Annotated in this window: 22 protein-coding genes and 1 pseudogene; 10 read left to right on the plus strand and 13 right to left on the minus strand. The window is 72.5% G+C overall.

From position 1 onward, the window contains the following. The first annotated feature begins 27 nt into the window (after positions 1-27). Positions 28-576: a cysteine dioxygenase gene (locus AB0472_RS25280; RefSeq protein WP_366359218.1), complete on the plus strand. Its 549-nt coding sequence runs from the start codon at positions 28-30 to the stop codon at positions 574-576. Beyond that, complete coding sequence (locus AB0472_RS25285) at positions 573-1028, plus strand: rhodanese-like domain-containing protein (RefSeq protein WP_366359219.1); 456 nt, start codon at positions 573-575, stop codon at positions 1026-1028. The genes AB0472_RS25280 and AB0472_RS25285 overlap by 4 nt, the downstream gene beginning before the upstream one ends. Here the strand turns inward: AB0472_RS25285 and AB0472_RS25290 are convergent. The 4 genes and pseudogenes from AB0472_RS25290 to recA all read right to left on the minus strand — a co-directional run bounded on the left by AB0472_RS25290 (position 1025) and on the right by recA (position 4284). Then, positions 1025-1699, minus strand: coding sequence for a sugar ABC transporter substrate-binding protein (locus tag AB0472_RS25290; RefSeq protein ID WP_366359221.1), 675 nt, complete (start codon positions 1697-1699; stop codon positions 1025-1027). The two genes, AB0472_RS25285 and AB0472_RS25290, sit on opposite strands and share 4 nt — an antisense overlap. A gap of 258 nt (positions 1700-1957) precedes the next feature. Next, positions 1958-2239, minus strand: a pseudogene (locus AB0472_RS25295) (ABC transporter permease); the annotation flags it as partial. 97 nt (positions 2240-2336) lie between these two features. Beyond that, entirely contained in the window at positions 2337-3146 is an 810-nt protein-coding gene (gene recX / locus AB0472_RS25300) for a recombination regulator RecX (RefSeq protein ID WP_366359223.1), read from the minus strand. Between the two features lie 4 nt (positions 3147-3150). After that, positions 3151-4284, minus strand: a complete 1134-nt coding sequence (gene recA, locus AB0472_RS25305) for a recombinase RecA (protein WP_366359225.1) — start codon at positions 4282-4284, stop codon at positions 3151-3153. 571 nt (positions 4285-4855) lie between these two features. Here recA and AB0472_RS25310 point away from each other — a divergent pair. The 4 genes from AB0472_RS25310 to AB0472_RS25325 all read left to right on the plus strand — a co-directional run bounded on the left by AB0472_RS25310 (position 4856) and on the right by AB0472_RS25325 (position 8337). Continuing rightward, complete coding sequence (locus AB0472_RS25310) at positions 4856-5131, plus strand: polyprenyl synthetase (RefSeq protein ID WP_366359227.1); 276 nt, start codon at positions 4856-4858, stop codon at positions 5129-5131. Continuing rightward, positions 5124-6176, plus strand: a complete 1053-nt coding sequence (locus AB0472_RS25315; RefSeq protein ID WP_366359229.1) for a polyprenyl synthetase family protein — start codon at positions 5124-5126, stop codon at positions 6174-6176. The genes AB0472_RS25310 and AB0472_RS25315 overlap by 8 nt, the downstream gene beginning before the upstream one ends. A 106-nt stretch (positions 6177-6282) precedes the next feature. Beyond that, positions 6283-7443 carry an oxygenase MpaB family protein gene (locus AB0472_RS25320; protein WP_366359231.1) on the plus strand — a complete coding sequence of 387 codons (1161 nt, stop codon included), beginning with the start codon at positions 6283-6285 and terminating at the stop codon, positions 7441-7443. A gap of 90 nt (positions 7444-7533) precedes the next feature. Further along, the gene (locus tag AB0472_RS25325; protein WP_366359233.1) at positions 7534-8337 is read left to right on the plus strand and encodes a hypothetical protein; all 804 of its coding nucleotides are present in this window, start codon (positions 7534-7536) and stop codon (positions 8335-8337) included. A 12-nt stretch (positions 8338-8349) separates the two neighbouring features. On the opposite strand, the gene AB0472_RS25330 is transcribed toward AB0472_RS25325, so the two are convergent. Further along, entirely contained in the window at positions 8350-9630 is a 1281-nt protein-coding gene (locus AB0472_RS25330) for an AI-2E family transporter (RefSeq protein WP_366359234.1), read from the minus strand. A gap of 60 nt (positions 9631-9690) precedes the next feature. Beyond that, positions 9691-9885: a DUF3046 domain-containing protein gene (locus AB0472_RS25335; RefSeq protein WP_351484938.1), complete on the minus strand. Its 195-nt coding sequence runs from the start codon at positions 9883-9885 to the stop codon at positions 9691-9693. A gap of 80 nt (positions 9886-9965) precedes the next feature. Here AB0472_RS25335 and AB0472_RS25340 point away from each other — a divergent pair, with 80 nt between their 5' ends. The 4 genes from AB0472_RS25340 (at position 9966) to AB0472_RS25355 (ending at position 17913) form a co-directional block, all read left to right on the plus strand. Continuing rightward, positions 9966-10910 (plus strand): hypothetical protein, encoded by a 945-nt coding sequence (locus tag AB0472_RS25340; protein ID WP_366359237.1) that lies wholly within the window; start codon positions 9966-9968, stop codon positions 10908-10910. Between the two features lie 323 nt (positions 10911-11233). Further along, positions 11234-16225, plus strand: coding sequence for an ATP-dependent helicase (locus AB0472_RS25345; RefSeq protein WP_366359239.1), 4992 nt, complete (start codon positions 11234-11236; stop codon positions 16223-16225). A 48-nt stretch (positions 16226-16273) separates the two neighbouring features. Beyond that, positions 16274-17116, plus strand: a complete 843-nt coding sequence (locus tag AB0472_RS25350) for a DNA-formamidopyrimidine glycosylase family protein (RefSeq protein ID WP_366359241.1) — start codon at positions 16274-16276, stop codon at positions 17114-17116. Positions 17117-17148: 32 nt separating this feature from the next. Further along, positions 17149-17913 (plus strand): SDR family oxidoreductase, encoded by a 765-nt coding sequence (locus tag AB0472_RS25355; protein ID WP_366359243.1) that lies wholly within the window; start codon positions 17149-17151, stop codon positions 17911-17913. Here AB0472_RS25355 and AB0472_RS25360 read toward each other — a convergent pair. The 7 genes from AB0472_RS25360 to AB0472_RS25390 all read right to left on the minus strand — a co-directional run bounded on the left by AB0472_RS25360 (position 17861) and on the right by AB0472_RS25390 (position 25763). Next, positions 17861-18139, minus strand: a complete 279-nt coding sequence (locus AB0472_RS25360; RefSeq protein ID WP_366359245.1) for a hypothetical protein — start codon at positions 18137-18139, stop codon at positions 17861-17863. The two genes, AB0472_RS25355 and AB0472_RS25360, sit on opposite strands and share 53 nt — an antisense overlap. A gap of 393 nt (positions 18140-18532) precedes the next feature. Next, positions 18533-18907, minus strand: a complete 375-nt coding sequence (locus AB0472_RS25365; RefSeq protein WP_366359247.1) for a helix-turn-helix transcriptional regulator — start codon at positions 18905-18907, stop codon at positions 18533-18535. A gap of 109 nt (positions 18908-19016) precedes the next feature. Next, complete coding sequence (locus tag AB0472_RS25370; RefSeq protein ID WP_366359248.1) at positions 19017-19562, minus strand: CinA family protein; 546 nt, start codon at positions 19560-19562, stop codon at positions 19017-19019. After that, complete coding sequence (gene pgsA, locus AB0472_RS25375) at positions 19559-20314, minus strand: CDP-diacylglycerol--glycerol-3-phosphate 3-phosphatidyltransferase (RefSeq protein ID WP_366359250.1); 756 nt, start codon at positions 20312-20314, stop codon at positions 19559-19561. Before pgsA ends, AB0472_RS25370 begins: the two co-directional genes overlap by 4 nt. Then, positions 20311-21783, minus strand: coding sequence for a 30S ribosomal protein S12 methylthiotransferase RimO (gene rimO / locus AB0472_RS25380; protein WP_366359252.1), 1473 nt, complete (start codon positions 21781-21783; stop codon positions 20311-20313). The genes pgsA and rimO overlap by 4 nt, the downstream gene beginning before the upstream one ends. A gap of 92 nt (positions 21784-21875) precedes the next feature. Further along, positions 21876-22718 carry a RodZ domain-containing protein gene (locus tag AB0472_RS25385; RefSeq protein ID WP_366359254.1) on the minus strand — a complete coding sequence of 281 codons (843 nt, stop codon included), beginning with the start codon at positions 22716-22718 and terminating at the stop codon, positions 21876-21878. 291 nt (positions 22719-23009) lie between these two features. Further along, positions 23010-25763 carry a DNA translocase FtsK gene (locus AB0472_RS25390; protein ID WP_366359256.1) on the minus strand — a complete coding sequence of 918 codons (2754 nt, stop codon included), beginning with the start codon at positions 25761-25763 and terminating at the stop codon, positions 23010-23012. Positions 25764-25799 lie beyond the last annotated feature (36 nt).

The raw sequence follows: 25799 nt of genomic DNA on the forward strand, positions 1-25799 counted from the left end.
TGCGAACCCTCATCAGGATCGGTGCACGTGTCTGCCTCTCTCTCGTCGTCCTCCGTTTCCTCGTCCGCCCCCGCACCCGGCGCCGCGCCCACCCAGGCGGACCTCCTCGACTTCGTCCGGCGTACGGCCGCCGACGCCGAGCTGATCGCCTCGCTCCCGCTCGACCCCGAGGGCCGCACCTGGGTACGGCTCGACGGCCCCGCCGGCAGCGAGGCGTGGCTGATCGGCTGGCCGCCCGGCACCGGCACCGGCTGGCACGATCACGCCGAGTCGGTCGGCGCCTTCCTCACCGCCGCCGGTGAGCTGAAGGAGAACTCGCTGGCCACGCGGCTGCCCACCGACGGCTGGAAGACCCTGGAACTCTCCGAGGGCGTCGACCGCGAGCGCCGGCTGCCGGCCGGGAAGGGCCGCTCCTTCGGCCGCGACCACGTCCACGAGGTGCTCAACGAGTCCACCGAGCACCACGCGGTCTCCGTCCACGCCTACTACCCGCCGCTGCCGCGGATCCGCCGCTACAGCCGCGCCGGGCAGGTGCTGCGCCTGGAGCAGGTCGAGCGCCCCGAGGACTGGCAGTGAACGGCACCGAACCCGTGGAGCCGCGTCCGGTGGGGATCGACGAGCTGCTGGAGCGGGTGCGCGCGGGCTACCGGCGCATCGAGGCGCAGGAGGCGTACGACGCCGCGCACACCGGCGAGGCCCTGCTCGTCGACATCCGCTACGCGGCGCTGCGCGAGCGGGACGGGGTGATACCCGGTGCGCTCGTCATCGAGCGCAACGAACTGGAGTGGCGCCTGGACCCACAGGGCAGCCACAAGACTCCGGAGGCCACCGGCCACGACCTCCAGGTCGTGGTGATCTGCAACGAGGGCTACGCCTCCAGCCTGGCCGCCGCCTCCCTGCATCAGCTGGGCCTGCACCGGGCGACGGACCTGATCGGCGGCTTCCAGGCATGGAAGACGGCGGGACTGCCCGTCACACCCCAGCCGTCCGAGCCGTCTGAGCCGTCCAGCTCTTCGCCGTCGTCCTAGTCGTCCGTGGGACAGTACAGCGGCGCGAGATCCGCGTTGTCCTTGGTGACCAGCCGGATCCGCGCCTTGGCGATCTTGTCCACCTTCTCGTCACGCAGCAGGGCGATCGTGTTTCCCGCCGCCAACTGCCCCATGTCGGCGGCCGGGTTGGAGACCGTGGCGACGAACCGTCCGTCCCTGAGGGCCGCCAGGCCCTCGTCCGTGCCGTTGACGGTGACTGTCCGCACACCCGTGGCCCCCGCCGCGTCGAACGCCTTGCGCACACCGAAGGCCATCTCCTCGTTGGCGACGAACGCGTAGTCCAGGTCGGGATGGGCCTTGATCATGCTCGCGGCGACGTTCTTCGCTTCGGCCGCGTCGAACATGCCAGGCTGGTCGGCGACCACCTTCGCGTTGGCCGGCAGCGCCTCGGTGAACCCGCCGACGAGCAGGTCGGAGGCCGCGCCGGGCGCCCCGGCGACCACTCCGACCCGCACCCGGCGTCCGGCGGCGTCGTCGGCCACCCACCGGGCGTCCAGCTCGCCCATCTCCTTCAGGTCCACGACCACCGCCCCCGGGATGGCGGAGGGATCGGCGTCGACCGAGGTCAGGAAGACGGGGATGTGGGCGCTTCGGGCCTTGGCGATGCCCTTCTCCAGGGCATCGGTACTGACCGTCTGGATGATGATCACGCCCACCTTCTCACCACGGCCCGCTGCAGGCAGGTGTGGAAGTGGGTGGATCCCCCGTTGACGAACCCGAATCACCAGCGGGCCGTCGTCGCCGCTCGCCTGGGTCGAGTCGAACGCGCAGCAGCGCCGTGGCGAGTGTCAGCACGGACAGCACCTCGGTGCGCAGCATCCGAAGCACCTGGCGGCGGGTGGCACCGGCCGGCCTGAGCCGCGCGCCCGGGCGGCACCGGGCGTACGGGCGAGTCCGGCCTCCAAGTCGGCCGGCAGCCAGGCGCGTTCGGCGATGGGTTCCGCCTTGCGCTTGACCTTGGTCTTGCCGTGCTGGTGCTTGACCGTGGTCCGGCGGACGTACTGGTCGGCGGAGACCACGACCGGGGTCGCCGCGTAGCGCTCGGCGCGGATCGTGCCGCGCGGGCCGGTGTCGAGGAGGGTGCCGCAGGCCGTGATCAGGGCGGCCGCGCAGAGCAGGGCGAGGAAGGCGCCGAGGAAACCGGCCTTACAGGCACGGACGGTCTTGAGGGCGTAGCGCAGCAGCGTCATGACGTACACCGTCGTCGACACGCAGGGCCCGGGGCACTGCGGTGGTCCGGTGTCCTGACGGAAGGTCAACCCCACTCCCGTGGCGGCTGTCGCCCCGTCAGAAGTCCCCGCTCTCCAGGAACTCCGTGTCCTCGCCCTCTTCCTCCAGCGCCCGCCGGACGACCCGGAGGGCCATGCCCTCGGAGTACCCCTTGCGGGCGAGCATGCCGGCGAGGCGGCGGATCCGCTTGTCGCGGTCGAGGCCTCGGGTGGAGCGGAGTTTGCGGGCGACGAGGTCGCGGGCCGTCTCCTCCTCCTGCTCGGAGTCGAGCCGGGCGACGGCCTCGTCGATGAGCGCCGGGTCGACGCCCTTGGTGCGCAGTTCCTGGGCGAGCGCGCGCCGGGCCAGTCCCCGGCCATGGTGGCGGGACTCCACCCAGGCGTCGGCGAACGCACTGTCGTTGATCAGCCCGACCTCCTCGAACCGGGACAGCACCTCCTCGACGACGTCGTCCGGGATCTCCCGCTTGTGCAGGGCGTCCGCGAGCTGCTTCCGGGTGCGCGGGGTCCCGGTGAGCAGGCGCAGACAGATCGCCCGCGCCCGCTCAGCCGGGTCCGCTGGAGGTTCCCCCTGCTCGGCCCTCGACGAGGAGGAGGAACCCCCGTCCTCACCGGACGGCTCCCCGAAACCAAGCCGGCGGCGCGTCCCGGGCTTCCGCGAGCCACGGCCGGGTGACCCGTGCCCGCGGGGCCTGTCCGGGCCGTCGCCGTACGTGCCGTCCCTGCCGTATCCCCCTTTGTCGGCGCCGACCGTGCCGTAGGCCTCGTCACCGTCCCCGGCGGAGCCCGGGTCGCCCCCGGTGCCCCTCCCCCGGGGGACACCGGGGAACGCGTACTCATGGTCGGCCCAGTCGGTTCGTCGTGTCACGGCGTCAGCTCTTGGCGGTGGCGGCCTTGGGCTTGGTGACCTTGGCGGCGGCCGGGGCCGGTACCGTCTTCGCCGCGTCGTCCGTGGCCGCCGCGGCGGTGACCGCCGCGTCCGCGCCCGGCTCGGCGGCGGGCTGCTCCGGACGGACGCCGACGCCCAGCTTCTCCTTGATCTTCTTCTCGATCTCGTTGGCCAGGTCGGGGTTGTCCTTGAGGAAGTTGCGCGCGTTCTCCTTGCCCTGCCCCAGCTGGTCGCCCTCGTACGTGTACCAGGCGCCGGCCTTGCGGACGAAGCCGTTCTCCACGCCCATGTCGATCAGGCCGCCCTCGCGGCTGATGCCCTGGCCGTAGAGGATGTCGAACTCGGCCTGCTTGAAGGGCGGAGCCACCTTGTTCTTGACGACCTTGACCCGGGTGCGGTTGCCGACTGCCTCGGTGCCGTCCTTCAGGGTCTCGATGCGGCGGATGTCGAGTCGCACCGAGGCGTAGAACTTCAGCGCGCGGCCACCGGTCGTGGTCTCCGGGGAGCCGAACATCACGCCGATCTTCTCGCGCAGCTGGTTGATGAAGATCGCGGTGGTCTTGGACTGGTTGAGCGCACTGGTGATCTTCCGCAGCGCCTGGCTCATCAGACGGGCCTGGAGACCGACGTGACTGTCACCCATCTCGCCCTCGATCTCCGCGCGCGGGACGAGCGCGGCGACGGAGTCGATGACGATGAGGTCGAGGGCGCCGGAGCGGACCAGCATGTCCACGATCTCCAGGGCCTGCTCGCCGTTGTCCGGCTGGGAGAGGATCAGGTTGTCGATGTCGACGCCGAGCTTCTGCGCGTACTCGGGGTCGAGGGCGTGCTCCGCGTCCACGAACGCGACCTGGCCGCCCGCCTTCTGCGCGTTGGCCACGGCGTGCAGGGTCAGGGTCGTCTTGCCGGAGGACTCCGGGCCATAGATCTCCACGACGCGGCCGCGCGGCAGGCCACCGACACCGAGGGCGACGTCGAGCGCGGTCGACCCGGTCGAGATGACCTCGATGGGCTCCTTCGTCCGGTCGCCCATGCGCATGACCGCGCCCTTGCCGAATTGCCGTTCAATCTGTGCGAGCGCGGCGTCGAGCGCCTTCTCGCGGTCGGTTCCTGCCATGGGTTCCACCCGGTTTGCTTGAGTCGATCGCTTCACGTCAAAGACGCTAACGCCTGCCACTGACAATGCGCCCCGACGCCGGTTCGACCTGTGGACAACTCGGGGACATATCCGCCGAAACCGCGCCGAATCGCCGCTGAGATCCCCACCGTGAGCCGTTCCGGAGCCTCCATAAGAATGGATGTTCGATTTTCGTGTCAAGCGCACCACGCGGTGCTCCCGCCACTTCCCCGCAGGGTGCTCACCCACCGCTCACCCGCTCCTCGCCGACTCCTCACCCACTCCTCGCCGCTCCCTCCTCCTCCTCCCCCTCCTCCCCCTCCTCCCCCTCCCCCCGCTGCCCCTCCGCCGCTGCCCCACGGCCTCCGGGCGCGTACGCGGCACGCGTGCCGGAGCTCGCGGCACGCCGGGGGCGGCAGCCGGAAGCGGAACCGCACCACGGAGCCCCGCACCACCCGGCGAGGCGTTCACCCGATCGTGAGTTCCCGCCTGCCCGCGCCCATCGTGCCGCGATGCTCGAAGAGGCGGCCGAGGAGAGCGCCGCCCCTGGGTGCCGTGGGTGGGAGAGCGCATGACACGTGAAACGGAACGACGCGGTCTGGACGAGCAGGCCGTGCTGCTGGCGGCGGGACTGGCCGACCTGGCGGTGAGCACGGTGGGCACCGCCTTCGGGACGCTACGGGGGCTGCTGCGCCGATCGGACGCCGGCGCGCTGGCGGCCGAGGCCGAGCACGACCTCACCGCACGGGGGCGCCTGGTCCTGGACCGGTACGCGGCCGTGCCCCCGGCCCATCTGGAGATCCTCGCCCGGCACGCCCTGGCCCGGCGGACCGCCGGCGATGACTGACCGCTGGGATCCGCCCGCCTTCAAGAACCGCGTCGACGAGGTGTTACGCCGGTTCGTCGCCGAGGAGGCCGACCTGTTCACGGCGGTCGACCCGCTGCTGGCCCCGGTGGCGGAGCAGCTGGAGGGGGCGGCCGCGAACGGCAAACGGCTGCGGGCGGCGTTCTGCTACTGGGGCTGGCGTGCGGCGGGCCAGCCGGACAGCGACGCGCTGGTGCGGGCGGCGGCCTCCATGGAACTGGTGCACGCCGCCGCCGTCGTCCACGACGACCTCATCGACGACAGCCCCCTGCGGCACGGCCGCCCCACCCCGCACATCGCCCTGCGTGCCGCCGTACAGGACCGTCCGCGCGCCGACGACACCGCGCGGTCGCTGGCGATGCTCGTGGGCGATCTGCTGATGTCACTGGCCGGGCAGCTGTTCGCGACCTGCGGGCTGCCCGCCGCCTACCTCGCCCGGGCCCGCCCCCTGTGGTCGGTGCTGGCCAGGGAGCTGATCGCGGGCGAGTGCCTGGAGATCCTGCGCACCGGAGCCGGTCCGGACACCACGGCCTCGCTGAAGGTGATCCGCTACAAGACCGCCAAGTACACCGTCGAGCAGCCCTTGTTGATCGGCGGCGCCCTGGCCGGGGCCGGCGAGCGGCTGCGCGAGGGGTACTCCGCCTACGGACTGCCGCTGGGCGAGGCCTTCCAGCTCCGCGACGACCTGCTCGGCCTGTTCGGGGCACCGGAGCACACCGGCAAGGCCAACGCCGACGACGTGCGCGGCCACCGGCCCACCGCCCTGCTCGCGGAGACCTGGCGCCTCGCCCGTGCCGACGACCGGGAGCGGCTGGGCGCGCTGCTCGGCCGCCGTGACCTGGACGCGGACGGCCTGGACGCGGTCCGCGAGGTGATGTGCCGGCTCGGGGCACCCGACCGGATCGAGCACATGATCGGCGCGCGGGTCGCGGAAGCGCTCGACGCCCTCCACGGACTGAACGCGCCGGCCCCCGCCGCCGGCGCCCTGACCGCGCTGGCCCACTCGGCCGCGACCCGCCTGTCCTGACCCGCCCCGGACCCCACCCGCGACGCCTGTGGCGGACCCACGCCACCCACGCCAACCGCGCCACCCGCACGACCCGCGACGACCCGCGACGACAAGGAGCCCTGCCGTGATCCACACCGAGGCCTCGCTGGACACCCTGCGGCACGCCGGTGACGAACTCGCCGACGCCACGGTCGCCGCACTCTTCGAGCGCGGGGAGGTGGGCACCTTCAACACCCTGATGCGCTATGTCTCCACCGCCGGCGCCCCCCTGCCGGACGGGCTGCCCGACGTGGCGCGGGAGTACCTGGAGGCCACCCGGGTGCCGCCGTCCTGGGTGGACTGGGGCGAGATGGAGAAGGCCCGGCTGTTCTTCATCGACAACAACGTGCACATCTCGACCGCGCTCTCCTTCGCCGCCATGCCCGCCTGTTACGTCGTCCCGCGCGTGGCGCGGCTGCTGTCGGCCACCCACGGGCTGAAGTACCCGTCCAAGCGCATGGCGGAGACCGGTCAGTTCACCGTCTACCTCATGCGCCCCGACGCCTTCGAGGCCGGCAGCCGCTTCGTCCCGGCCGCCCAGAAGGTACGTCTGCTGCACGCCTCGATCCGGCACCACCTCAAGCGCGAGAACCGCTGGGACACCGAGACGCTGGGCACGCCGATCTGCCAGGAGGACATGATCGGCGGCCAGATGTTCTTCTCCATGCTGGTCCTCGACAGCCTGCACCGGCTGGGCATCCACCTGTCCACGGAGGGCGCCGAGGCGTACTACTACGCGTGGCGGGTGGTGGGCGCCATGCTCGGCGTCGACCAGGAGGCCGTCCCGAAGACCCTCGAAGAGGCACGCGCCTTCCTCGACCTGTACATGGTCCGGCACATGGGTCCCTCCGAGGAGGGCGCGGTCCTGACCCGGCAGCTCATCGACCTGTACGAGGAGGTGGTCCCCGGCACCTTCTTCGACCCGATCGTCTCCGCCCTGATCCGCCACCTGGTCGGCGACACCTGCGCCGACTGGCTGGAGGTGCCGCGCACCCCGTGGGACACCGTCGTCAAGGCCGTACCGCACCTCCTCGGCGTCCTGGAGACCATCGAGGACCGCTCCCCGCTGGGCGCCTGGGCCCTGGACCGCCTCGGCCACCTCACCACCGCCCTCGAACTGTCCTCGCTCACCCGTGGCCGCGTCATGCACTACGCCATCCCCGAGCACCTGAAGAAGGACTACGGCGTCGCGGGCACGGTCCCGCGCACCCGGCGGTGGACCCCGCCGGCCGCCACGGTCTCCTGATCGCCCCGGCGTCCTCTACTCCGCGAGGCGTACGGCGGGTGTCTTCGGCCGGACGACGACCGGGCGGACGGGCGCCGGGAGGCTGGGCGCATGTCCTCCTCCCTGCAGAGTCCGCCCCATGGGCCACCGGCGAACACGCCGGCCGGGGTCCTGGCCCGGGTACGCCCCGCCGAGCGCCTCTGTCACGCGACCGGCGTACTCCTCGTCCTCTCCGGCCTGGCGCATCTGGTGGTGTTCGCGGTCGACGGCGGCCCCTGGTACGGGCCGGTCTCCTGGCGCAAGCCCGTCACTTTCGGGCTCTCCTTCGGGCTGACGCTGATGGCGGTCACCTGGGTCACCTCCTACCTGCGGGTCGGGGAGCGGCTGCGGAGCGTCCTGCTGCTCGTGTTCGCCGCCGACTGTGTGGTGGAGGTCGGTGGGATCACCCTGCAGGCCTGGCGTCGGGTGCCCTCGCACCTCGACATGGAGACGCCCTTCGACACCGCGGTGTCCATGATGCTCGCGGTGGGCGGCGGGGTCCTGGTGGTGCTGCTCACCGTCTTCGCGGTGGCGACCTTCCGGCACCGGCCGGCCGGTCCCGTGGGCATGGCGCTCGCGGTGCGCTCCGGGTTCGCGGTCCTGCTGGTGGCGCTGGCCTCGGGGGCGGCGATGATCGCGCGCGGGGTGGTGCTCGTCCGGACCGGCCACCAGGAGGCGGCGTACGACTCGACGGCCCCGCTCAAGCCGCTGCACGCGGTCAGCCTGCATGCGGTGCTGGTCCTGCCGGCCCTGGCGTGGCTGCTGTCCCGCACCAGGTGGAGCGAGCGGAATCGGTGGCGGGTCGTCGCCGCGGGGGTGGGCTGTTACGCGGTGGCCGTCGCCCTCGCCGGGGTGTGGGCGGCTCTCACCTACTGACCGCGGCGGCGGTCAGGCCGAGCTCCCCTCGGACTCCGGTTCCTCGGCCGGCCGCTGCCATATCAGGCGCTGTGTCAGGCGCCGCGCGCGCGTGCGCAGCCCGGGGCCGCCCGTGCTCCGCCGGCGGTGGCCCTGCACCCGGGGGTCGTCCGTGACGTCGTACCGCTTCACATAGGCGCTCAGGAACGCCTGGAGCGTGGCGACCGCCGGGATGGCGATCAGCGCGCCGACCGCGCCTAGGAGCGCGGTGCCCGCGATGACCGAGCCGAAGGCGACCGCCGGATGGATGTCGACCGACTTGGAGGTCAGCTTGGGCTGCAGCATGTAGTTCTCGAACTGCTGGTAGATCACGACGAACACCAGCACCCACACCGCGTACAGCGGGTTGACGGTGAACGCGATCAGCATCGGCAGCGCACCCGCCAGATAGGTGCCGATGGTGGGGATGAACTGCGAGACCAGCCCGACCCATACGCCCAGCACGGGCGCGTACGGCACGCCGAGGGCCTCCAGCAGGATGTAGTGCGCGATTCCGGAGATCAGCGCCATCACACCGCGCGAGTACAGGTAGCCGCCGGTCTTGTCGACGGCGATCTCCCAGGCGCGCAGCACCTCGGTCTGGCGGGCGGGCGGCAGCACGGAGCACAGGGTGCGGCGCAGCCGGGGGCCGTCGGCGGCGAAGTAGAAGGCGAACAGCGTGATCGTCAGCAGCTGGAAGAGGCCGCCGAGCACCTGTCCGGACACGTCGAGCGCACCGGCCGCGCTGTTCTGCGCGTACTTGCGCAGCCAGTCGGAGTGCAGCAGGCCCTCCTGGACGTCGACCCGCTTCAGTTCGGTGTGGAAGCTGTGGTTGACCCAGTTGATGACCGAGTCGAGGTAGTCGGGGAAGTCCTCGACGATCTTGATGATCTGTCCGGCCAGCATCGAGCCGAGCAGGGTGATGAACCCCGCGGTGGCGATCGCCAGACCGAGGAAGACCAGGAAGGTCGCGAACCCGCGGCGCATGCCGCGGGAGGCCATCCAGCTCACCGCGGGCTCTATGGCGAGCGCCAGGAAGAACGCGATGAGGATGTTGATCAGCAGTCCGGTGAGCTGGTGGAAGGCCCAGCTGCCCAGCTGGAAGGCCGCGACGAGGGCGAGTGCCAGCACCATGGCGCGCGGCAGCCAGCGCGGCATGCGGGCGCCCGGTGCCGCGGCGCCGGCGGCCGGTGATCCGGCGTGCGGCGTCGTGTCGGTTGTGCCGGCCGGGGATGCGTCCTGGGCGGTCAGCCCGTCCTCGTCAGTGGATACCACGGTGCAAGTCTCGCCCATGCCACTGACAACCCGTGGCCCGTCTCCGGTCTTCGCGCACGGTCAGCGCCTCTCACCCGGAACGTTCATGACCGCGCAGACCACGCGCCACACGTCCTTGGCCTCCCAGCCGGCGTCCAGCGCCTCGTGCACCGTCAGCCCGCCGAGCTCCGTCATCACGTGATCGCGCGCGAAGGTGTCGGCGTACCCGGAACCGAAGTGTTCCGCCATCCGCTGCCAGAAAACCGTCAACCGCATGAAACCAGTATCCCGCCCCTGAGAGTGGGCCCTGCCCGGGAGCGCCTGCCGAGACCGCTTTCCGCCCTACGGTCTTGCGCATGGCCGAAACCGGAGCTTCCCCACTCCCCCCTGCGCTCCCGGCGCACTCCCCGCTCTTCCGCGCCGAACGGTTCGTGTGGCTCACCGCCCGCGTGCTGGAGCAGCGTCTCTTCGCGTACCACTTCCTGAACGGCGACCCCGATCCGGTGGAGACCGCTCTGGACGCCTACCGCAACGAGGACGGCGGCTACGGATACGCGCTGGAGCCCGATCTGCGCGGTCCGGTGAGCCAGCCGCTGCACACCGGGCACGCGCTGCGCGTCCTGGACGCCATCGGGCGGTGCGGCGGGCAGCGGGTGGAGCGCGTGTGCCGCTATCTGACGGCGGTCTCCACCGCGGACGGGGCGCTGCCGACGGTCCGCCCCGGCCGACGCGGCTACCCGGCGGCGCCGTTCGTCCCGGTCGTCGACGACCCGCCCAGCGAGCTTCTCGCCACCGGTCCGGTGGTGGGGCTGCTGCACCGCAACGAGGTGTGGCACGCGTGGCTGTTCCGGGCCACCGACTTCTGCTGGCAGGCCATCGAGGACCTGGAGAAGTCGCACCCCTGCGAGATCGAGGCCGCGGTCGCCTTCCTGGACACGGTGCCCGACCGCTCGCGCGCGGAGGCGGCCGCCGACCGGCTGGGCCGCCTGGTGCGCGAGCACCGCCTGGCCGCGCTGGACCCCGAGCGCCTCGACGCGTACCCGGTCGCCCCCGGCTACGCCCCGGGTGAGCACCACTTCCCGTACGACTTCGCGAAGTCCCCGGACTCGCTCGCGCGCGCGTGGTTCACCGACGAGGAGATGGCCCGCTCGCTCGACTTCCTCACCGCCGGACAGGAGCCGGACGGCGGCTGGCCGGTCCGCCGCGCTCAGTGGGCGCCGGCCGCCGCCCTGGAGGCCCGCCCCAGGGTGACCATCGAGGCCCTGCTCACGCTCAGGGCGTACGGCCGCTTCGTGGGGTGACCGGCAACTGCGCGAGACCGGGTGTGGGAAGTCTCAGCCGGTGACGGCCCTCAGCTCTGCCGTCACCACCACGGCCACCACCCCACCCAGCCGACTCCCCCTCGACCGCCGTCCCACCACCCCACCCCCGCCCGCCCCTTCGCCTTCGGCCGTTTCGTCGCCCTCCTCCGCGCGCGGCCGCCGACGGCGAATCCGCCCCGCAGGGGGCCACCCGCACCCGACCACGAGACCGTCACAGGTGGTGCGGGCGGGAACACGGCTGCCGAAGGCGAAGCCGAGGCCGCTCGGCCCCGGCTGTCAGTGGCCAGGTGCAGGATGGACCCATGGCGAAATCCGCACACCGGGCCCTCGACGGCTTCTCCCCCGCGACCCGCGGCTGGTTCACGGGGGCGTTCTCCGCGCCCACCGCGGCCCAGGCGGGCGCGTGGCAGGCCATCGGCGCGGGCTCGGACGTGCTGGTGGTCGCCCCGACCGGCTCCGGCAAGACACTGGCCGCCTTCCTCGCCGCCCTGGACCAGCTGACCGCCACCCCACCCCCGGCCGACCCGAGGAAACGCTGCCGCGTGCTCTACGTGTCACCGCTCAAGGCCCTCGCGGTCGACGTCGAGCGGAACCTGCGCAGCCCCCTGACCGGCATCCGCCAGGAGTCCGTACGCCTGGGCCTGCCCGAGCCGGAGGTGCGGGTCGGCATCCGCTCCGGCGACACCCCGGCCGCCGAGCGCCGCGCCCTGTCCACCCGTCCGCCGGACATCCTGATCACCACCCCGGAGTCCCTGTTCCTGATGCTGACGTCGGCCACGCGCGACGCGCTGACCGGTATCGAGACGGTGATCCTGGACGAGGTGCACGCGGTCGCCGGCACCAAGCGCGGCGCGCACCTCGCGCTCTCCCTGGAGCGGCTGGACGAGCTGCTGCCCAGGCCGGCCCGCCGGATCGGCCTGTCGGCGACCGTCCGCCCGGTCGACGAGGTGGCGCGCTATCTCTCGCCCCACCGCAAGGTGGAGATCGTCCAGCCGAAGTCCGGCAAGGAGTTCGACCTCTCCGTCGTCGTCCCGGTGGAGGACATGGGAGAGCTGGGCGGCTCCCCGGCCGCCGACGGCAGCGAGGGCGCGGAGAAGCCGTCGATCTGGCCGCATGTGGAGGAGCGGATCGCCGACCTGGTGCAGGCCCACCGCTCGACGATCGTGTTCGCCAACTCCCGCCGCCTGGCGGAGCGGCTGTGCAACCGGCTCAACGAGATCGCCTACGAGCGGGTGACCGGCGAGCCCCTGGACGAGCATCACTCGCCGGCCGAGCTGATGGGCGGCTCGGGCGCGGCCCAGGGCGCCCCACCGGTCCTCGCCCGCGCGCACCACGGCTCGGTCTCCAAGGAGCAGCGCGCGCTGGTCGAGGAGGACCTGAAGGCGGGCCGGCTGCCCGCGGTGGTGGCCACCTCCAGTCTCGAACTGGGGATCGACATGGGTGCGGTGGACCTGGTCGTCCAGGTCGAGTCCCCGCCGTCGGTCGCCTCCGGGCTGCAGCGGGTCGGCCGCGCCGGACACCAGGTCGGCGCGGTCTCCACCGGCGTGGTCTTCCCCAAGTACCGGGGTGACCTGGTGCAGGCGGCCGTGGTCACCGAGCGGATGCGCACCGGTTCCATCGAGTCCCTGCGGGTTCCCGCCAACCCTCTCGACGTGCTGGCCCAGCAGCTGGTCGCGATGGTGTCGCTGGACACCTGGCAGGTCGACGACCTGCTCGCCACCGTGCGCCGTGCGGCCCCCTTCGCGTCGCTCCCGGAGTCGGCGTTCACCGCGGTCCTCGACATGCTCGCGGGCCGCTACCCGTCGGACGCGTTCGCGGAGCTGCGCCCGCGTGTGGTCTGGGACCGGGTCGCGGGGACGGTCACCGGCCGCCCCGGCGCCCAGCGGCTGGCCGTCACCTCGGGCGGCACGATCCCCGACCGCGGCCTCTTCGGTGTCTTCCTGGCCGGAGCCGACCCCAAGAAGGGCGGCGGCCGGGTCGGCGAGCTGGACGAGGAGATGGTGTACGAGTCCCGGGTGGGCGATGTCTTCACTCTGGGCACCAGTTCCTGGCGCATCGAGGACATCACCCGCGACCGTGTGCTCGTCTCCCCCGCCCCCGGCGTCCCCGGCCGGCTCCCGTTCTGGAAGGGCGACCAGCTGGGCCGCCCGCTCGAACTGGGCCGTGCGGTCGGCGCGTTCCTGCGCGAGGTCGGCGCGCTGTCCAAGGACGACGCCCGGCTGCGCCTCCTCACGGCGGGCCTGGACGCCTGGGCGGCTGACAACGTGCTGTCGTACCTGGACGAACAGCGCGAGGCCTGCGGCCATGTCCCCGACGACCGGACGATCGTGGTCGAGCGCTTCCGGGACGAGCTGGGCGACTGGCGGGTCGTCGTGCACTCCCCCTTCGGCGCCCAGGTGCACGCCCCGTGGGCGCTCGCCCTCGGTGCCCGGCTCTCCGAGCGGTACGGCATGGACGCCCAGGTCATGCACGCCGACGACGGCATCGTGCTGCGGCTGCCCGACGCCGACCTGATGGGCCTCGACCTACTCGACCAGGCCCCCGTGACGGCCGGTACGCCTCCGAACACGGCGGTCGACAGCGAGCAGGCCCCGGTCGGCGCGGCCGACGTCGCCTTCGACAAGGGCGAGGTCGACCAGATCGTCACCGACCAGGTCGGCGGCTCGGCCCTGTTCGCCTCCCGGTTCCGTGAATGCGCCGCCCGCGCCCTGCTGCTGCCGCGCCGCAACCCCGGCAAGCGCACCCCGCTGTGGCAGCAGCGCCAGCGCGCCGCCCAGCTGCTGCAGGTGGCGAGCGAGTTCGGTTCGTTCCCGATCGTCCTGGAGGCGGTCCGCGAGTGCCTCCAGGACGTCTTCGACGTCCCCGGCCTCGTGGAGCTGATGGGCGACCTCGAATCCCGCAGGGTCCGCCTGGTCGAGGTCACCACCCCGGAACCATCCCCGTTCGCCCGTTCCCTCCTCTTCGGCTACGTCGCCCAGTTCCTGTACGAGGGTGACTCGCCGCTCGCCGAACGCCGGGCGGCCGCGCTCTCCCTGGACTCCCGGCTGCTGGCCGAGCTGCTGGGCCAGGCTGAGCTGCGCGAGCTGCTCGACGCGGAGGTGCTGACCGAGCTGGAGCGCGAGCTGCAGTGGCTGGCCGAGGACCGCCGGATCAAGGACCCGGAGGGGGTCGCCGACGTGCTGCGGCTGCTCGGCCCGCTCACGGACGCCGAGTTGGCGGAGCGGGGCGCCGAGCCGCAGTGGGCCGCGGAGCTGGCGGGCGCCCGGCGGGCCATCAAGGTCCGGATCGCCGGCGCCGAGCACTGGGCGGCGGTCGAGGACGCGGGGCGGCTGCGCGACGCCCTCGGCACCGCCCTGCCCGTCGGCGTCCCCGAGGCCTTCACCGAGCCGGTGAAGGACCCGCTCGGCGACCTCCTCGCGCGGTACGCGCGCACCCACGGCCCGTTCACGTCGGCCACCGCGGCGGCCCGCTTCGGGCTCGGGGCGGCGGTCACGGACGGCGCGTTGCAGCGGCTCGCCGCGGGCGGTCGGGTCGTGCAGGGCGAGTTCCATCCGGCGGGCATCGGCCAGGAGTGGTGCGACGCGGCGGTGCTGCGCAGGTTGCGCCGCCGTTCGCTGGCCGCGCTCCGGCACGAGCTGGAGCCGGTGGCACCGGCCGCGCTCGCCCAGTTCCTGCCGCAGTGGCAGCACGTCGGCAAGGGGCACGGGCTGCGCGGCGTGGACGGACTGGTGCGCGCCGTGGAGCAGTTGCAGGGCGCGTCCGTACCGGCCTCGGCGCTGGAGAGGCTGGTCCTGCCGTCCCGGGTGGCGAACTACGCGCCCGCGATGCTCGACGAACTCACCGCGGCCGGCGAGCTCGTGTGGGCCGGCGCGGGTGCCCTGCCCGGCAAGGACGGCTGGGTGTCCCTGTACCTGGCGGACGCCGCCCCCGTGCTGCTCCCGCCGCCGCACCCGCTGGAGCTGACCGCCCTCCACCAGTCCGTCCTCGACGCCCTCTCCGGGGGCTACGGCCTGTTCTTCCGGCAGATCGCCGACCAGGTCCGCGCCACCACCCACCCCGACGCCACCGATCCCCAACTGGCCGACGCCGTCTGGGACCTGGCCTGGTCCGGGCGGCTCACCAACGACACGCTGGCCCCGATGCGCGCCCTGCTCGGCTCGGGACGTACCGCGGGCTCCACCGCCCACCGCGCCAAGCGCGCCGTCCCGCGCGGCCGCTACGGCTCCCTGACGGCCGCGGCCCGGACCGCCTCCCGCACCGGCCCGCCGACCGTGGCCGGGCGCTGGTCGCTGCTGCCGCAGCGCGAGCCGGACACCACCGTGCGCGCCCACGCCCTGGCCCGCACCCTCCTCGACCGGCACGGTGTGGTGACCCGGGGCGCGGTCGCGGCGGAGGGTGTGGAGGGCGGCTTCTCGGCGGTGTACCGGATCCTGTCGGCGTTCGAGGACAGCGGCCAGGCGCGCCGGGGCTACGTCGTGGAGGGCCTTGGCGCGGCCCAGTTCGCCATGGACGGCGCGGTCGACCGGCTGCGCGCGGTGTCCAACGCCCGCGAGCGGGGCGAGACCCTGCCGGGCACCGGCTTCGGACCTCCCGGAGCCCCCGCGTTCACCGGCCCGGGCGGCGGCCACGGCACAGCCGCCGACTCCGTCGACCCCCTCGACCCCCTCGGCCCCTTCGACACGGCCGACTTCCCCGGCCCGGACGGCGACTTCACCTGGCCGCCGGAGCCGTCCGCCGCCCCCGGCGACTACGTCTCCCCCAAGGACCTCGCCCCCGCCGACCCGTTCACCGCGCCCGGCTACGGCGGCCCCCGTGGCGGCAGCCCCGGCAGCTCCGCCAACCCCTACGGCCCGAACCCCTACGCCTACGGCAACCGCCACACCCGCACCCCCGCGGCCCCCGACCCCAGAGCCGTGGTCCTCGCCGCCGCCGACCCGGCGAACGCCTACGGCGCCGCCCTCGCCTGGCCCGAGCCCCCGACCGGAGCCGGACACAAACCGGGCCGCAAGGCCGGCTCGCTGGTGGTCCTGGTCGACGGTGAGCTGACCCTCTACATGGAGCGCGGCGGCAAGACCCTGCTGGCCTGGCCCGCCGCCCCGGACACGCCCGCCGCCGACGACACCCGGCTGCGCACCGCGGCGGAGGCCCTCGCGGCCGCCGCCCGCGCGGGCACCCTCGGCACGGTGACGGTGGAGCGGGTCAACGGCGCCTCGGCCCTGACCTCACCGCTCGGCACCCTCCTGGAGGCGGCGGGCTTCATCGCGACCCCGCGCGGCCTGCGCCTGCGGGCGTGACGCAGGGTGCGCACCTCACCTTCCGCCCTCTCGTGCCACCCTTGACCCATGCCCGAAGGTGACACGGTCTGGCAGGCCGCGAGGCGCCTGCACGACGCGCTCGCCGGGCAGGTGCTGGTCCGCAGCGACTTCCGGGTGCCCAAGTACGCCACGGTCGACCTCAGCGGCCGTACGGTCCTCGGCACCACGGCGCGCGGCAAGCACCTGCTCTCGCGGTTCGAGGGCGGCCTGACCCTGCACACGCACCTGCGGATGGAGGGCGCCTGGAAGGTCTACGGCACCGGTGAGCGCTGGCGGGGCGGGCCGACGCACCAGATCCGGGCGATCCTCGCCACGGCCGACCGCGCGGCCGTCGGGTACCGCCTGCAGGTCCTGGAGATCCTGCGCACCGGCGAGGAGGAGCGCGCCGTGGGCCACCTCGGCCCCGACCTGCTGGGCCCCGACTGGAACCCCGACCGCGCCCTCGCCAACCTCCTCGCGGACCCCGCCCGCCCGCTCGGCGAGGCCCTGCTGGACCAGCGCAACCTCGCCGGGATCGGCAATATCTACAAGAGCGAGCTCTGCTTTCTGATCGGCGCCACCCCCTGGCTCCCGGTCGGCGCCCTGCCCGCCGACCGCGCCGCGGTCCTCCCCGGCCTCGCCCAGCGTCTCCTGGAGGCCAACCGCGAGCGCGTGGTCCGCCGCACCACCGGCCTGCGCGACCACGACCTCTACGTCTACGGCCGCGCACCCCGCCCCTGCCTGCGCTGCCGCACCCCGATCCGGCTCGCCGACCAGGGCGACGGCTCCCGTGAACGCCCCACCTACTGGTGCCCGACCTGCCAGACCGGCCCGGCCCCCGCCCCGGGCTTCCGGCGCGCCCACGGAACCCGCCCGCGCACGACTGATTGACGCTCCGTCAGAAACGCTCGTACCGTCCTTTCATGTCCCTCAAGGCGTACGACCTCACCGGACGCACCGCGTTCGTCACCGGCGCCGCCGGCGGCATCGGCCGGGCGTCCGCCGTGCTGCTCGCCGAGGCGGGCGCGACCGTGCACTGTGCCGACCGGGACCCGGACGGCCTGCACGAGACGGCGGCGCTGGTCAAGGACCGGGGCGGCGCCGCCCGCACCCACGTACTCGACGTCACCGACCGGGAGCGGCTCGGGGAGGCGGTGCGGTCCTGCGGGCGACTGGACGTCATGGCGGCGATCGCCGGGATCATGCACCGCAGCCCGGTCCTGGAGACCAGGGACGAGGACCTCGACCGGGTGCTGGGCGTCAACTTCAAGGGCGTGCTGTACGCCTGCCAGGAGGCGGCGCGGCTGATGCTGGCCGGGCGGACCGGGGGCAGCATCATCACCATGGCCTCCGGAGCGATCGACACCGGCGGCCCCGACCTGCTCTGCTACGGCGCGGCCAAGGCGGCCGTGGTCCAGCTGACCCGGACGCTCGCCAACGAGGTCGGCCCCCAGGGCATCCGCGTCAACGCGGTCGCCCCCGGCTGGACCCGCACCCCCATGACCGACCGCGACGACAGCGCCGAGCAGCAGCGGACGGAGGCCAGGATGGCCCGGATGTCACCGCTGGGCCGGGTCGGCGAGGCCACGGACATCGCGCACGCCGTGCTCTACCTGGCGTCCGACGCGTCCTCGTTCACGACGGGCCAGATCCTGCGCCCGAACGGAGGGGTCGCGATGCCCTGGTAGCCCCCTGGGTCCGCCAGGCCGTCCGCCAGCGGGCCGGCCCCAGGGCCCCCGCCGCCCGGCTCCTCGGCACGCAGTTCACCGGCAGCAGGCTCAGTCCCCAGCCGCCGGCCGCCACGGTCCCCTCCAGCGCCCCGGCGCCGTCGGCGAAGGTGATCCGCAGCACAGCCCACCACCACACCGCCGCGAATCCCAGCGCAACCCCCCAGCGAACTATCCGCCCCACCATGGCCGTCACCTCCAGCCGGACGCTAGAACGCCGCCCGGCCCACTGGGGAGGCGCACCGAGGGCTCATCGATGCAACGGCCGTGGACCGGCATCGGCGCCTGCTAGGCGATCCCCGCAAAGGCTCTCCACGTCGCCTCGGGCACGGTCTTCGGGTCCGCGTGGGACAGCGGGCTCTTCTCGGCGTGCATGCGTTGTCTCCGGTCGTCAGCCCCCGGTCAGCGTTCCTCCACCATGACCGGATCGGCGGACACCGGCAAATGGACGCATCCCGTCCACGGACGCGCGAAAGCCCCGGCCGCCCCTCCCAGGTCTCCCCGGGAGGGCCCCGGCCGGGGCCTCGCGCACTTCTTCGACGCCGGGTCGGCGCCGCATCGGTCTATCCCCGCGCGAGCGTCACGCGGCGACCACGTCCACCGCCTCGGCGGGCGCCTTGATGGTCACCCGTTCCGGTGGCACACCCGTCACCGAGACGGTACCCAGCATCGGGCGAACCGACGTGGGCACGGGCTCGGTGGCCCGGGCGGACCGGGCCAGCTCGGCGAGGGCGAGCTCGTCGCTCACTTCTCGCATGAGCTCGGACATCCGTACGTCCAGCGCGTCGCAGATGGCGGAGAGCAGCTCGGAGGATGCCTCCTTCTGCCCCCGCTCCACCTCGGAGAGATAGCCGAGTGAGACTCGGGCGGACGAGGAGACTTCGCGCAGAGTACGGCCCTGGCGCTGGCGCTGCCGACGCAGCACGTCACCCAGCAGGCGACGGAGCAGAATCATCGGTGGCTCCCTCCTCGGACCGCGTAGCCGCATCCTTCACGCCCCACCGTACCGCCTCGCGCCGCGGCCGTGCGGGGAGCGATGTCGTGTTCACTCAGGGCTGCAAACATCAAAACCCCCCGTTCTGTTCCGTATCCTGTGCCCGCTCATTCCCGGTCTGTTCGCTCGCAAGCTCCCTCAGAAGCAGTGCGAGTACGCTCCGTACACTCTCTCTACGAATTTCCGCGCGGTCGCCGTTCAACCGCAGGGCCTCCACTTTTCCGCCAGCGGCAGAACCGGAATCAGGGCCGAACGGCCCGTCCACGGCCACGAAGACCGTCCCGACCGGCCGGCCGTCCTGCGGTTCCGGTCCGGCGACTCCGGTGGTCGCAACGCCCCAGTCGGCGCCCAGCGCCTTGCGCACTCCGGCGGCCATCTGGGCCGCGACCTGCGGATCCACCGCACCCCGCTGGGCCAGCAGAGTGGCGTCGACGCCCAGCAGCGCATGCTTCAGCTCGGTGGCGTAGGCGGTGACCGAGCCCCGGAACGCCTTGGACGCCCCCGGCACCGCGGTGATCTCCGCGGCGACCAGGCCGCCCGTCAGCGACTCGGCGACAGCGAGGGTCTGACCCCTCACCGTCAGTAGTCGCACCAGTTGGGCGGCCGTGGAACTCACGCTTCCGTCTCCTCCGACGCTGCTGCTCGCTCGGCGATTCCCTGCCGCCGCAGGACAATGGCCTGTCTCACATAGTCGAGGCCGGTGACGACGGTCAGGACGACGGCCGCGGCCATCACCCAGAACCTCAGGGTCGCCAGCCACCCCGTCAGCGCCAGGACGTACATGCCGACGGCCACGCCCTGGGTGAGGGTCTTGAGCTTGCCGCCGCGGCTGGCCGGGATCACGCCGTACCGGATGACCACGAAACGCATCAGCGTGATGCCGAGTTCCCGGGCGAGGATCACGATCGTCACCCACCAGGGCAGATCGCCCAGCGCGGACAGGCAGATCAACGCCGCCCCCATGATGGCCTTGTCGGCGATGGGGTCGGCGATCTTCCCGAAGTCGGTGACCAGGTTGTACGTGCGTGCCAGATGCCCGTCGAACAGGTCGGTGATCATGGCGATGGCGAAGGCCGCCCAGGCGAGGGAGCGCCACGCCGGGTCGTAGCCGCCGCCGGCCAGCATCAGGGCGACGAAGCCGGGCACCAGGACCAGCCGGAGCATGGTCAGCAGATTGGCGACGTTCCACAGGCTGGCCTGGTTGACGGCGGCAGCGGCGATCTTCCCGCCGCGTGCGGGCCGCTCGCCGTCGTGGGGACCGGAGCCGTGGGAACCGGAATCCGGGGCGGCACCGGAGGTGGCGGCGGAGGCCGGGGCGCCGTGCGCGCCGGACGAGCCGCCCGCGGCGGACGCCGGGACTCCGGTCATCTGCCCGCCTCCTCGCTCCATGCGGGCGAGCCCTGCAGCGGCTCGGCCACCAGGTCGACACCCTCGGTACCGACCACCTTCGCCTCGACGATACGGCCGACGCGCAGTCCCGCACCGTTGGTCAGCAGCACCTGTCCGTCCGTCTCGGGCGCCTGGTGGGCTGCCCGGCCGCGGACGCCGTCCTCGTCGTCGACGGACTCCACGAGGACGTGCACGGTCTCGCCGAGGCGCTCCTCGGACCGCTGCGAGACGAGTTCCTCGGCGAGCCGGGAGATGTGCGCGAGACGCTCGTCGACGACCTCCTCGGGCAGCTTGTTCTCGTACGTGGCCGCCTCGGTGCCCTCCTCGTCGGAGTAGCCGAAGACACCGATGGCGTCCAGGCGGGCGCCGTTCAGGAAGCGCTCCAGCTCGCCGAGATCGGACTCGGACTCGCCGGGGAAGCCGACGATGAAGTTGGAGCGGACGCCCGCCTGCGGAGCCTTGCTCCGGATGGTGTCGAGCAGCTCCAGGAAGCGGTCGGTGTCGCCGAAGCGGCGCATGGCCCGCAGCACGCCCGGGGCGGAGTGCTGGAAGGACAGGTCGAAGTACGGGACGACCTTCGGGGTGGAGGTCAGTACGTCGATCAGACCGGGGCGCATCTCGGCGGGCTGCAGGTAGCTGACCCGCACCCGCTCGACACCGTCCACCTCGGCCAGCTCCGGCAGCAGCGACTCCAGGAGACGGATGTCACCCAGGTCCTTGCCGTAGGAGGTGTTGTTCTCGGAGACCAGCATGATCTCCTTCACGCCCTGCTCGGCCAGCCACCGGGTCTCGTTCAGCACGTCGCTCGGGCGGCGTGAGATGAAGGAGCCGCGGAAGGACGGGATCGCGCAGAAGGAGCAGCGGCGGTCGCAGCCGGAGGCGAGCTTGACCGAGGCGACGGGGGCCCCGTCCAGGCGGCGGCGCAGGGGCGCACGCGGGCCGGAGGCGGGCGCGACGCCGTCCGGGAGGTCTGCCGGGCCGTGTCCCGGCAGGGCCACCGCGGCGGCCGAGTCCTGCCGCTCGGCGGGGCTGATGGGCAGCAGCTTGCGGCGGTCGCGCGGGGTGTGCGAGGCGTGGATGCCGCCGTTGAGGATGGTCTGCAGGCGGTCGGAGATGTCGGAGTAGTCGTCGAAGCCGAGCACGCCGTCCGCCTCGGGCAGCGCCTCGGCGAGCTCCTTGCCGTACCGCTCGGCCATGCAGCCCACCGCCACGACGGCCTGGGTTCTGCCGTGCCCCTTGAGGTCGTTTGCCTCCAGGAGGGCGTCGACCGAGTCCTTCTTGGCGGCTTCGACGAATCCGCAGGTGTTGACGACGGCGACGTCCGCGTCCGATGCGTCCTCGACGAGCTGCCAGCCGTCCGCCTCCAAGCGGCCTGCGAGCTCCTCCGAGTCCACCTCGTTACGGGCGCAGCCGAGAGTGACGAGTGCGACGGTACGGCGTTCAGGCATGGGCTCAAGACTACTTTGTCTCGCCGACAGCCCACGTCGAAGGGGCTGGCCGATCATGGCCAACCCCTTGTGTACGTGCACGATCCGAACGATTATCCGACTTCTGGGTCGCCCTTGGTGTACGTCAGGCGCTCCACCGCGCCCGGCCGGAACTGGTCCTCGATCTTCTTTCCGTTGACGTAGAGCTGGATGGCTCCGGCGTCACCGAGGATCAGGTTGATCTTGGAGCTGTCCTGGAAGGTCTTGGACTCGCCCTTCTTCAGGAGCCCGTCGAAGAGCATCCGGCCGTTGTGGTCCTTGGCCGAGATCCAGCTGCGCCCGTTGACCGCGCTGACCTGGACGGTGACCTTGTCCTGGGGCGCGGCGGCGATCGCGCTGTCGGAGGGCCCGGGCGTCTTGTCGGGCTTGCTCTCCTTCGGGGTCGGCGAGACCGGCTTGCTGGTCGACGGAGCGGGGCCCTCGGCGACCGACTGCTTGGCGTCGTCGCCGCCGCCGCCCTTGAAGGCGGTGAAGCCGACGAAACCGATCACGACGACGATCGCGGCGACCATGGCCGCCGTCCAGTTGGGCCCGCGGCGCTCGGGGCGGATACGTTCCGCCTCGAACAGCGGCGCGGCGGGCGTCGGCGCGGGCCGCCCACCACCGTGCTCCGCCGCGAACTGCGCGAGCAGCGGCTCGGGGTCGAGGCCGACGGCCTTCGCCAGGGTCCGGATGTGCCCGCGGGCGTAGACGTCGCCGCCGCAGGGGGCGAAGTCGTCGGCCTCGATGGCGTGCACGATGGCGATACGGACCCGGGTGCTCCCGCTGATCTCGTCGACGGTCAGCCCGGCGGCGATGCGGGCCTGCTTGAGGGCTCGGCCTACGGAGGGGCGGTTTTCCTCGGACACGTCTGGGAACGGACGCTCGTCTTCAGGGGAGTTGCTGCCGATGGACACGGGGGCGCCTTTCGAGCGTGTAGCCACCTGTGCTGGAGGTTCAGTCTATGGGGGGTGCAAAAGGGTGAGGCAACCGGGCGGTACGACTTTGTACGCCATCGGTATGGCCCGACATCCCGATGACGGGTCAGGTGTGCGCCCCGTTCCGGGATGCACACCTTTCCTCTCGCTCAACTTGACGTACGTCAAAGGGAAACGGTTGCCCTACGGTCCCTAACGGGTGGATCACGGTACTGACTCCACCCGGTCCGCTGGCGCCCGTAGCCCTTCAGACAGGCCTACCCCTCAGGTCTACCCCTCGGACTCCCCACGGATCACAGCAAGCACCCCGTCCAGCTCATCAGGTTTTACCAGAACGTCGCGCGCCTTGGACCCCTCGCTCGGCCCGACCACGCCCCGCGACTCCATGAGGTCCATGAGCCGGCCGGCCTTGGCGAAGCCCACGCGCAGCTTGCGCTGGAGCATGGACGTGGAGCCGAACTGGGTGGAGACGACCAGCTCAGCAGCCTGGCAGAGCAGGTCGAGGTCGTCACCGATGTCCTCGTCGATCTCCTTCTTCTGCTTGCTGCCCACGGTGACGTCGTCCCGGAAGACCGGCGCCATCTGGTCCTTGCAGTGCTGGACGACGACGGCTACCTCCTCCTCGGTGACGAAGGCGCCCTGCATACGGGTCGGCTTGTTCGCCCCCATCGGCAGGAAGAGCCCGTCGCCCTTGCCGATGAGCTTCTCGGCGCCGGGCTGGTCGAGGATGACGCGGCTGTCGGCGAGCGAGGAGGTGGCGAAGGCGAGCCGGGAGGGCACGTTCGCCTTGATGAGACCGGTGACCACGTCTACCGACGGGCGCTGGGTGGCGAGCACCAGGTGGATGCCGGCGGCGCGCGCGAGCTGCGTGATGCGCACGATCGCGTCCTCGACGTCGCGCGGCGCGACCATCATCAGGTCGGCCAGCTCGTCGACGATCACCAGCAGGTACGGGTACGGCTGCAGCTCCCGCTCGCTGCCCTCGGGGAGCTTGACCTTGCCCTCGCGGATCGCCTTGTTGAAGTCGTCGATGTGCCGGAACCCGAACGCGGCCAGGTCGTCGTAGCGCAGGTCCATCTCGCGCACGACCCACTGGAGCGCCTCGGCGGCCCGCTTGGGATTGGTGATGATCGGCGTGATCAGGTGCGGGATGCCCTCATAGGCCGTCAGCTCGACCCGCTTGGGGTCGACCAGGACCATCCGCACGTCCTCCGGGGTCGCCCGCATCATGACCGAGGTGATCAGGCAGTTGATGCAGGACGACTTGCCGGAGCCGGTGGCGCCCGCGACGAGCATGTGCGGCATCTTCGCCAGCGAGTGCATGACGTAGCCGCCCTCGACGTCCTTGCCGAAGGCGACCAGCATCGGGTCGTCGTCCTCGGCGGACTCGGCGAGCCGCAGCACGTCCCCGAGGTTGACCATCTCGCGGTCGGTGTTGGGGATCTCGATGCCGACCGCGGACTTGCCGGGGATCGGGCTGATGATCCGCACGTCCGGGCTGGCGACGGCGTACGCGATGTTCTTGGTGAGCGCGGTGATCCGCTCCACCTTCACGGCGGGGCCGAGCTCGACCTCGTAGCGGGTGACCGTCGGGCCACGGGTGAAGCCGGTGACGGCCGCGTCCACCTTGAACTCGGAGAAGACGTTGGTGAGCGAGGCGACCACCCGGTCGTTGGCCTCGCTGCGCGCCTTGCCCGGGCCGCCGCGGGTGAGCAGGTCCAGCGACGGCAGCGAGTAGGTGATGTCGCCGGAGAGCTGGAGCTGCTCGGCGCGCGGCGGCAGGTCGCGGGGCTTCTCGGGCGCCGGTTTGGTCAGGTCGGCGACGACCGGCTCGACCTTCAGCCGCTCCTGCTTGGGCCGCGCGGCCGGGACCGGACTCGGACTGGGGCTCGGCGCCGGCACGGGGGTGGGGGTGGTGTCCTCGCGGTCGCCGACACCGACGCCCTGGGTGAGGTCGGCGACGAGCGGCGAGGGCGGCATGCCGTGCAGGACCGCGCCGTCGAGCGCGGCCGCGGCAGCCGCCGCGACGTCCACGGCGTCCATCTGACGGCCCAGTTCGGGCTGCGGCACGGCGGAGCGCCGCGGACGGCCCCGGCGCTTGGCGAGGGCCTCGTGCTCGGCGCTGTCGGGGTCGTACTCCTGGGGGGCGCCGGAGCGCCTGCGGGGGCGGGCGGGCAGCGCCTGACGCCACTGCTCCTCGTAGCGCTCGTCGTCCTCGCCGTACTCCTGGTACCCGTCGTCGGGCTCCGGGTCGTGCAGCAGCCCGAGGCGCGCGCCGAGCGCCCGCAGCCGCTGCGGGATGGCGTTCACCGGGGTCGCGGTGACCACGAGCAGCCCGAAGACCGTGAGCAGCACCAGCAGGGGTACGGCCAGCACCTCGGTCATGGTGTACGTCAGCGGGGTCGCCGCCGCCCAGCCGATGAGACCGCCGGCGTCCCTTATGCCCTGCATGCCGTCGCTGCGGGCGGGCGCCCCGCAGGCGATGTGCACCTGGCCGAGCACACCGATGACCAGGGCCGACAGGCCGATCACGATCCGCCCGTTGGCGTCCTGCTGCTCGGGGTGGCGCATGAACCGCACGGCGATCATCGCGAGCAGTATCGGCACCAGCAGGTCGAGGCGGCCGAAGGCGCCGGTGACGAGGATCTCGACCAGGTCGCCGACCGGGCCGCGCAGGTCGGCCCAGGTGCCGGCGGCGACGATCAGGGCGATGCCCAGCAGGAGCAGGGCGACGCCGTCCTTGCGGTGGGCCGGGTCCAGGTTCTTGGCTCCCTGTCCTATGCCGCGGAAGACGGCGCCGACGGCATGCGCGACGCCGAGCCAGAGGGCGCGCACCAGGCGGTACACGCCCCCGGTGGGGCTGGGCGCCGGCTTGGGTGCCGGCGCGGTCTTCTTCGCCGTGGTCCTCTTGGCGGGCGCCTTCTTGGCCGGGGCCCTCTTCGCGGCGGCCTTCTTCGCCGGAGCCTTCGAGGGAGCGGCCTTCTTCGCGGGCTGCTTCTTGGCTGCGGAGGGACGTGAGGCCATGGGTGTGAGGTTACCGGGGGATGCGACGGGGGACAC

The sequence above is a fragment of the Streptomyces sp. NPDC086777 genome (assembly GCF_040702065.1).
Lineage (GTDB): Bacteria > Actinomycetota > Actinomycetes > Streptomycetales > Streptomycetaceae > Streptomyces.

What these genes read in the sequence shown, in the direction of transcription:
- AB0472_RS25390 (WP_366359256.1), bottom strand. Translation starts at nt 25,763, where the DNA reads ATGGCCTCACGTCCCTCCGCAGCCAAGAAGCAGCCCGCGAAGAAGGCC.
- AB0472_RS25350 (WP_366359241.1), top strand. Translation starts at nt 16,274, where the DNA reads ATGCCCGAAGGTGACACGGTCTGGCAGGCCGCGAGGCGCCTGCACGAC.
- AB0472_RS25360 (WP_366359245.1), bottom strand. Translation starts at nt 18,139, where the DNA reads ATGGTGGGGCGGATAGTTCGCTGGGGGGTTGCGCTGGGATTCGCGGCG.
- AB0472_RS25325 (WP_366359233.1), top strand. Translation starts at nt 7,534, where the DNA reads ATGTCCTCCTCCCTGCAGAGTCCGCCCCATGGGCCACCGGCGAACACG.
- recA (WP_366359225.1), bottom strand. Translation starts at nt 4,284, where the DNA reads ATGGCAGGAACCGACCGCGAGAAGGCGCTCGACGCCGCGCTCGCACAG.
- AB0472_RS25335 (WP_351484938.1), bottom strand. Translation starts at nt 9,885, where the DNA reads ATGCGGTTGACGGTTTTCTGGCAGCGGATGGCGGAACACTTCGGTTCC.
- AB0472_RS25315 (WP_366359229.1), top strand. Translation starts at nt 5,124, where the DNA reads ATGACTGACCGCTGGGATCCGCCCGCCTTCAAGAACCGCGTCGACGAG.
- AB0472_RS25345 (WP_366359239.1), top strand. Translation starts at nt 11,234, where the DNA reads ATGGCGAAATCCGCACACCGGGCCCTCGACGGCTTCTCCCCCGCGACC.
- pgsA (WP_366359250.1), bottom strand. Translation starts at nt 20,314, where the DNA reads ATGACCGGAGTCCCGGCGTCCGCCGCGGGCGGCTCGTCCGGCGCGCAC.
- AB0472_RS25310 (WP_366359227.1), top strand. Translation starts at nt 4,856, where the DNA reads ATGACACGTGAAACGGAACGACGCGGTCTGGACGAGCAGGCCGTGCTG.
- AB0472_RS25365 (WP_366359247.1), bottom strand. Translation starts at nt 18,907, where the DNA reads ATGATTCTGCTCCGTCGCCTGCTGGGTGACGTGCTGCGTCGGCAGCGC.
- rimO (WP_366359252.1), bottom strand. Translation starts at nt 21,783, where the DNA reads ATGCCTGAACGCCGTACCGTCGCACTCGTCACTCTCGGCTGCGCCCGT.
- AB0472_RS25355 (WP_366359243.1), top strand. Translation starts at nt 17,149, where the DNA reads ATGTCCCTCAAGGCGTACGACCTCACCGGACGCACCGCGTTCGTCACC.
- AB0472_RS25340 (WP_366359237.1), top strand. Translation starts at nt 9,966, where the DNA reads ATGGCCGAAACCGGAGCTTCCCCACTCCCCCCTGCGCTCCCGGCGCAC.